Origin of the sequence: Dolichospermum sp. UHCC 0352 (assembly GCF_009711925.1) — a bacterium.
Lineage (GTDB): Bacteria > Cyanobacteriota > Cyanobacteriia > Cyanobacteriales > Nostocaceae > Dolichospermum > Dolichospermum lemmermannii.
This window is the reverse complement of record NZ_VIKY01000160.1, coordinates 1-7,165: the sequence shown is the minus strand read 5'-3', so window position 1 is coordinate 7,165 and position 7,165 is coordinate 1. Positions and strand designations below refer to the sequence as shown.

General features: G+C 32.6%; 6 protein-coding genes. 1 reads left to right on the top strand and 5 read right to left on the bottom strand.

Features of this window, described 5'->3' with window-relative positions; translation table 11 throughout:
• Window positions 1-229 precede the first annotated feature (229 nt).
• On the bottom strand, window positions 230-625 hold the full coding sequence (locus FJR06_RS11100) for a CU044_2847 family protein (protein ID WP_168651435.1): 396 nt from the start codon (window positions 623-625) through the stop codon (window positions 230-232).
• Between the two features lie 256 nt (window positions 626-881).
• Between FJR06_RS11100 and FJR06_RS11095 the strand changes: the two genes are divergently transcribed.
• Window positions 882-1,175: a hypothetical protein gene (locus tag FJR06_RS11095; RefSeq protein ID WP_168651434.1), complete on the top strand. Its 294-nt coding sequence runs from the start codon at window positions 882-884 to the stop codon at window positions 1,173-1,175.
• Between the two features lie 105 nt (window positions 1,176-1,280).
• On the opposite strand, the gene FJR06_RS11090 is transcribed toward FJR06_RS11095, so the two are convergent.
• From FJR06_RS11090 to FJR06_RS11075, 4 genes are all read right to left on the bottom strand, one after another.
• Window positions 1,281-4,010 (bottom strand): AAA-like domain-containing protein, encoded by a 2,730-nt coding sequence (locus FJR06_RS11090; protein WP_168651433.1) that lies wholly within the window; start codon window positions 4,008-4,010, stop codon window positions 1,281-1,283.
• Window positions 4,011-4,314: 304 nt separating this feature from the next.
• Window positions 4,315-4,614: an element excision factor XisI family protein gene (locus FJR06_RS11085; protein ID WP_015080193.1), complete on the bottom strand. Its 300-nt coding sequence runs from the start codon at window positions 4,612-4,614 to the stop codon at window positions 4,315-4,317.
• On the bottom strand, window positions 4,599-5,018 hold the full coding sequence (locus tag FJR06_RS11080) for a XisH family protein (protein ID WP_015080192.1): 420 nt from the start codon (window positions 5,016-5,018) through the stop codon (window positions 4,599-4,601). The genes FJR06_RS11085 and FJR06_RS11080 overlap by 16 nt, the downstream gene beginning before the upstream one ends.
• 339 nt (window positions 5,019-5,357) lie before the next feature.
• Window positions 5,358-7,010, bottom strand: coding sequence for an AAA-like domain-containing protein (locus FJR06_RS11075; protein ID WP_015080191.1), 1,653 nt, complete (start codon window positions 7,008-7,010; stop codon window positions 5,358-5,360).
• Window positions 7,011-7,165: the final 155 nt, after the last annotated feature.

Genomic DNA, 7,165 nt, shown 5'->3' with positions numbered 1-7,165 from the left:
TGGATTTTTATTGTTTCCCCCCTTTACAAGGGGGGGACTAAGGGGGGTAGAAATGTGATGAAAATTACGGAATACCACTTTTCAAACATCCTCTAAGATAAACAACATTCTCTAAACACTATAAATTGCCGAAGATTCCTACACTAATTCAAAAATAACATCCTGTAAATCCTTTAATCGGTGGATATCATCTCGACTTCGCTCGATAACCACCTGATTCTGACAAAATTTATGTCTGATTAAATTTACATTTAACAGTAATTTTGATATTACTGCTGGTTTCTCCTGTGACAATATAAGGGATTCCTGTCATTCCTCCGACATTAACCCCAAATTCTAAGGTAACTTCAGAAACTTCGGACAGTGCTAAATCTTTGAAGGATTGAATAATATGTTTTGAATAGGATTGAATTGTTTTTTGGAGTTTGTCTCCCTGTTCTTTAATATTCAGTTTTTCGTTCAGTTTTTCTAAGCCAAAACTGCGGTCTGCTTGTTCAGGGGTGGGAATTAGAAAATCTAGGTTCTCATTTTTTGGAGGTTGAGGAATAGATACAGCAACGTTTTCTGATGCTTCGATATAAATAATTGTTCCGTCTTCTAATTGAATCGGCGTTATTTGTAACATAAAGGTAAATTATCTTTTAATTAAGTTAGTATTTATATTATCATCTAACGGTTCTGGTAGCGGAAAGCTTTTAACTAGGAAATTGTGCTATAATTTGCCAATGATTAAATTGTCGGAGATTTTATGATAACCTTGCAAGAAATTATTAATTCACTGGCCAGTTTATCAAAAGAAGATCAGGATTTTCTATTTGAAATACTCCGCAAAAGAAGAGAAGAGGAAACTAAGCAAGTTATAATTCATTCATTATTGCCTTATGAACCAACCCATTCCTACAATTAATACACGACTTCTTGAATCTCTCACTCAAATTATCCTTTCTCTTTCTCAAGAAGAATATCAAATCTTAGTAGAAAAAATTCAACACTCTCGATTAACTGAACACCAGAAAACACAAAATATTGAATCCTTAAAACAGGATATAGCCGCAGGTATTCAACAACTCCAAAATGGTGAATACACAGAATATGATGAAAATAATTTATCTACTCTGATAACTTCAATTAAAGCACGAGGTCGGGAACATCTGCAAGGAGAAATATCTGAATGAATCGCTTTCGGATTTCCAATCAGTAGGTTGGGTAGAACGCAGTGAAACCCAACAAAATCAATGATTGTCCCTAATGTGGAATAAATTGGATAAGTTTCTGGTAGACTACTTAACCAAAACCTCTTTAAATTGACCATTTTCAATCTTATACATACAATATAAACTATTAATATTAGATTGATACAAATAGTCATCTTCCTTTGACCAATTTAATCCATAGCCAGAGGTTTTTTCAACAGGGAGTGTCAGAGTTTTCAAATTCTTGAGAATTTCTGATCTTGTCGCTTCATTCGATGATTTATTAATAGCTCCAATGAATGCTTGGGTTGCATCATATCCAGTCATGGTACGCCAATAAATATTTTTTTGTTGCCATCTTTTTATTGCACCTTTCATATATAAAGATGTTTTTTTTACACAAGGTGCGGCCAAACTTGCACCCTCAACAGCATCACCTCCTATATCTAAAGTTGGCTCTTCAAAAGCAGACATAGCGAATATTATGTTCAGGTTTTCTATGTTCAGGTTTTTTGTTTTTTCCTGACTCGCTCTTGCAAAAGCTCTTAATATTGAACTTGTTTTTACACCAGGTATTAAAACAACTGTTTTTATTTGGTTTGAGATGATATTATTAATTTCTACATCAATATCTGTTGGACTTGTTTGTTCCCGATCAAAAACAGAAGTATTATTAATATCAACTTTTCCTCCTAAATCATCAAAAGCTTTTATAAAATCTTCTTGCAAACTTTGACCATAAACACTTTTCTGATCGTAAAAAATTGCTATACTATCTGAATGTAAAGTATTTTTGATATACTTTGCATAAAGTTTAGCTGATTCTGTTGTAGTTTGGATAACTCGAAAAAATACATTGTCCTTCAATTTGCTGCTAGAACTTGTAGGAGATACTATTGCTAATCCTTTTCGTCTGTAAATGGGTATTGCTACCTCACTACTCTCACTTGCATGATGTCCAATAATTCCTAAAATATCTGACTCATTAACTAACTTTTCTGCTACTTTTTTTGATATTTGTGGTTCATTACCATCATTCGCAATAACTATCTCTAGTAATCTGCCATTTTTTCCTCCACTTTTATTAAATTCATCTTGAGAATCAGCTACACCTCTAAAAATTTCTTTGGACGTAGATCCGTAAAAATCAATTCCAGTTACAACTGCCAGTTTTAAAGGGTTTCTTTTTCCTGTTGACCTAGCTTTAGTATTATTCAAATATATTTGGGGAATTGGGTCATTACGATTAGCCTCTGTAGCTAAATAAAAAAATTTCTCTGCATTTTCATAATCTCCTTTTTTAAAATATTCGCTTCCCTTATCCAGATGAAAATTTATATCATCGATAAATATTTTAGATTGTTCACCACTAGTTTTAATATTTCTAACACATTTATCACTCCCTTCTATTCTTTCTCCAATAGGACAAAAAGCATATTTATACTGATACCAACTAAATGCACCGATAAGTCCAACTACCACCCCTGTAGCAACACTTGCGAAAACCACAAATATATTCTTAATATTTTTTTTATGTTCTAATTTTTGAGAATCATCTAAATACCGTTTATCTAAAGAGCTTAATCTTTTATCTTTTGCCCAAACTGTAGCTTCTTTTAACACCTTACCTTTTAACAGGTGCTTATGTGAATAATCTGATTTTACCCAATCATTGAAAGACTCAGAATAGGGACGTAAATCAGCTAATTGATTATCAATCCATTGTTGATTAAAAACCTCTCGATAAATGGGATTATAAATCTGTAAATAATTATTTATTTTCACCACTAAACCCGATAACTGTAACTTTCCTTCCTCTCCAGTATTCTGACTAACTATTTCTCGCTGTTGATAAATCTTTTGATAAATATCTAATAATTCACCTACCATTTGTTCATCAATTAAAATGCGTCTTTCGATGGTGCGTAAATGTTCCGGGTCATCTTTTGCTTGCCAATTTTCAATAATATTAGTTCTAATTAAATTATCTAACCATTCTTCTTCATTTCCTTCAGATAAATCAGAAGAATTTAAAACTAAATTACATATTTTTTGAGTTAAAAAAGGTTGTCCTCCAGTCCAATTTAAAATTAATTCTAATAACTTCTCAGGTTGATTGGTTTTAACACTTAATCCCTTTGCTAATGCTTGAGATTCTGCAAAGGTAAAACCTGTTAATTCTACTCCATAACCAATATTAAAGGGAGTGCGAGTTTTATCTTGAATTAAATCGCTGGGAGTAGCTACACCTAATAATACAAAACTGAGACGATTATCTTCGGTATTATCAACTCGACGATTATAAAAAGAGCGAATTAAAGCGAAAAAATCATCAACATTAAAATCTAAACTGATGATACTATCAATTTCATCTATAAAAATAACGATATTTGATTCAACATATTTTAAAAGAATATCTCGGAGAAAATTACCAAAGAAATTTACCGCAGATAAAGATTCTTGGTCATATTTATCCCACCAACTATCTATATCACATTTTTCATTTAATTCAAAGGTATTAATTAATTCATTAATAATTCCTGCATACCATTGTAAAGGAGTAATATTGGCTGAACCAATATCAGTTAAATCAATAGCAGCACAAGCAAATCCATCTACTTCTTTAAGTCGTTTCATTGTTTGAACTCTTAAAGAAGATTTACCCATTTGTCGGGAGTTTAAAACATAACAAAATTCTCGCTTTTTTATAGCCTGATATAGTTCATTATCGGCTTTTCTGGTAACATAAGTAGGCGCAGAAGCTGGGAGCGAACCACCTACTTGATATTCATAATTAACTGAGTTTAAATTTTCCATTTCACTTGTTGAATACTAATAAATTAGCGTAGCTCCTATGCTATAGCGGTTCTCGGTTGAGTGAGATATAAGAACCCCACCCCCAACCCCCTCCCCGCAAGCGAGGAGGGGGCTTATGATGTATCTCATTCAAGTGCATATCGTTATATTATAATCTTCAGTAATTGGACAAAAATATTGACAGTCATTGCGAGGGAAGGCAAGCAGTCACAATCCTTGGAATTGCTTCATTTCACTTCGTTCCATATGGCTAACGCAACGCTTACGCAATGACATTGTGTAATTAATTCTGTCTCACTACTTATTATTGAAGAATTTCGGTAACAATATCTTCTGGAGGTATTCCTGCTTGAATTAAAGCATTTGTTAATCCTTGCTCAAAATTATCATCTTCAATAACAATTTTATCATTTAGTAATCTAGCATGGAATAAAATAGTATCAGTCCAAGTTTGTTTTTCCCAACCTGTCATAATAATCAAAAATTGTCCTGATTCTTGATCACAAACTGAACTAAGTTTAAGTTTTTGTAATCGAGGTTGAATAGCAGATTCTTTTCTTAAAACTTGGGTTAAAATCTGAGTATACTTTAGTGATTTATCCATTGTAAAATTACCTCATTTTCAGGATCAAAAACAATTAGATTAATTTTATTACGTTTAATAACCAATTGAAAAATAGGTTTTTGAAAGTGTTTTGAATAAATAGCTTGACTAATTCCTAAAAAAAGTTTTCGTTCTGGTTCTTGTTCTTCTAAAGCCCATTGATAAAGTTGAAGTTGTCCTATGGTTTTTTCTAGTTCACTGATTACAGAAGGAGCATCAAAATCTTTAATTTCGATGGCAATTTTTTGGTCTTCTTTATCAGCACTGAAAAATTTTTCTGCCCCTAGATCGGCTTTGAGTAATGTTTTTTTTAGTGCTAAAATTAAGGGATCATCGGTAATTTGCCAACCATCCTTTTCTAAGGTATGACGTAATGATAAGTGTAAATTATCTCTCCTAGACATTTTTTTGTTAACTGTTGGTTATTTAGATTCCATATCTACTTTCATAGCACTTTGATAAGTAAGATAATACGGCTCTTGCGTCTCTTTTATGGTGATTGAGGATCGATGATAACAAAACCCTTACGGGACAAGAGTTATAAACAATTATTTCGATATTTTCAATGAAATGCCTACACAATAGCGCTTTCAATGATTTTGAACCAGGCTTTCCATAAAAATAACCAAAGAACCGATAATACTTGCATTATATACCATGACAGGACTTTGACAACTATTCTATCAAACATCATGTAACAAAACTTTACTATTACCTAAATTTTGCTTTTTAAATGACATCAATTAATCTTGCAAGCGATCGCCAAAATAAAGCCGATATAAATTACATAGTGGAATTACCTTATTACCTTTTGATTCTGCCAATCCCATGCTTTTTAATTTAAAAGCATAAATCGGTTCTAAGGTAACGGCATCATCACTATTAACCAATTTTAACATAGCTGATTTTAGTTGTTTATTTTCTTCTAAAATCAAAAGATGACGATACAAATGGTCTTCATATAATCCTTCCTCAGTGGGAGCAATTGCTAAAAATTGCTTTAAAGTTAAGTCGCTAGTAGCAATATGATATAATGCCGTTCTCACCAAATAAGGATGACCGTCAATCATCCCCATTAATTGATTAACTTCTGTATCTGACCATTGTAATCCATGTCGTTTAACTAAATCCTGAACCTGTGCTAAACTAAACTTATTTAAATCAATTGGTAAACCCACATTAAAAGGAGATTTATTCACATCCAAAGAAATATAAACTTCCTGAGAATGGGAAATAACTAATCTCAGTTTTTGCCAAGTTTCATTATTTTTGCCTTTTTCATGCCATGAACGTAACATAGTGAAAAATTCATCAGCAATTTCACTATATTGAAAGATTCTATCTACCTCATCTAATCCTAGAATTACAGGCTGTTTCAATTCTTTTAAAAGATAGGATTGGAAATAATTTGTACAATTAGTTTGACTGCTATAACGTTGAGGTTTCCAATATTGATCTATCTTTTCTTCAATCCCTAATTCTAAACTGACATTGGCACAAAAAGACTCTAGAAAACTATCCAGATTTTTAAATAATTCTCGACTCCATAAATTAATAAATCCTGTTTGATAACCTTGCTTTTCTCCTTGATGTAAAATCCTACTCATTAATGAAGTTTTCCCCATTTGTCGAGGTGCTTTAATCCTAATTAATGCCCCAGGTTTTACAATAGCAGTGTAACAGGTAGCTTCAATGGGAGGACGTTCAACATAGAAAGGGGAATTTAGAGGAACTTGACCATCTAAATTTTCAAAAGGAATATTAATATCTCTTGGTTGAATAGGTTCAGATTTCGACTCAGGTACACCCTGAATAAAAGCTTTTTTAGTCGTTGCATCTTTTGTCCTCAAAACCGGAGTTAAATGCTCTGGAATATTTTCCATTTCAATGGCATTACATCCTAAATCAAAAGCACTTTTAATTGATTGTCCTGCAAATAAAGTATCGTAGAAACCAATAGCAAATTGTTTAGCGGCTTGATCACCAATTTTTTGATTCATCCCGACGACATAATTAACATAAGGATAAATACCTTCTGCTTGTACATCTGAATAACAAGCATTGAGAAAAACACAATCAATAAAAAAGATTTCTTGTAATGCTTTAAACAATTTGGCTAAAGGAGCAACTTTGACTAAAAAGGCTTCTCCATTATCTGCCATTAAAGCTAAACCCTGTTCTCCTCCACCATGTCCTGAGAAATGCACAATATCTGGCTTATGATCTAATAGGGTACGACGAAATTCTTGAGGACGGACTGCTTCTCCTATACTAATTTCAAATTGTTCACGGTTTAGGGAACGCTCCCAAGCACTTTTGATTTCCCTCACTTCCTCACTTAAACGCAACGGTTTTGTGTTGGTGGGGTTAGCGGTTAAAATAAGAATTTTTTTCATCACCGTCGTTTTATAAAGATATAGTTACCAATACTGTGTATGTGAAGTATTGTATCCTTTATAGTTACCAAAACCGTAACGGTGATCAAATCTCAGGCTATTTAGAGGTTGTTTGAAAAGTATTATATGAAACCCATAATCTCCAAAAACCTAAC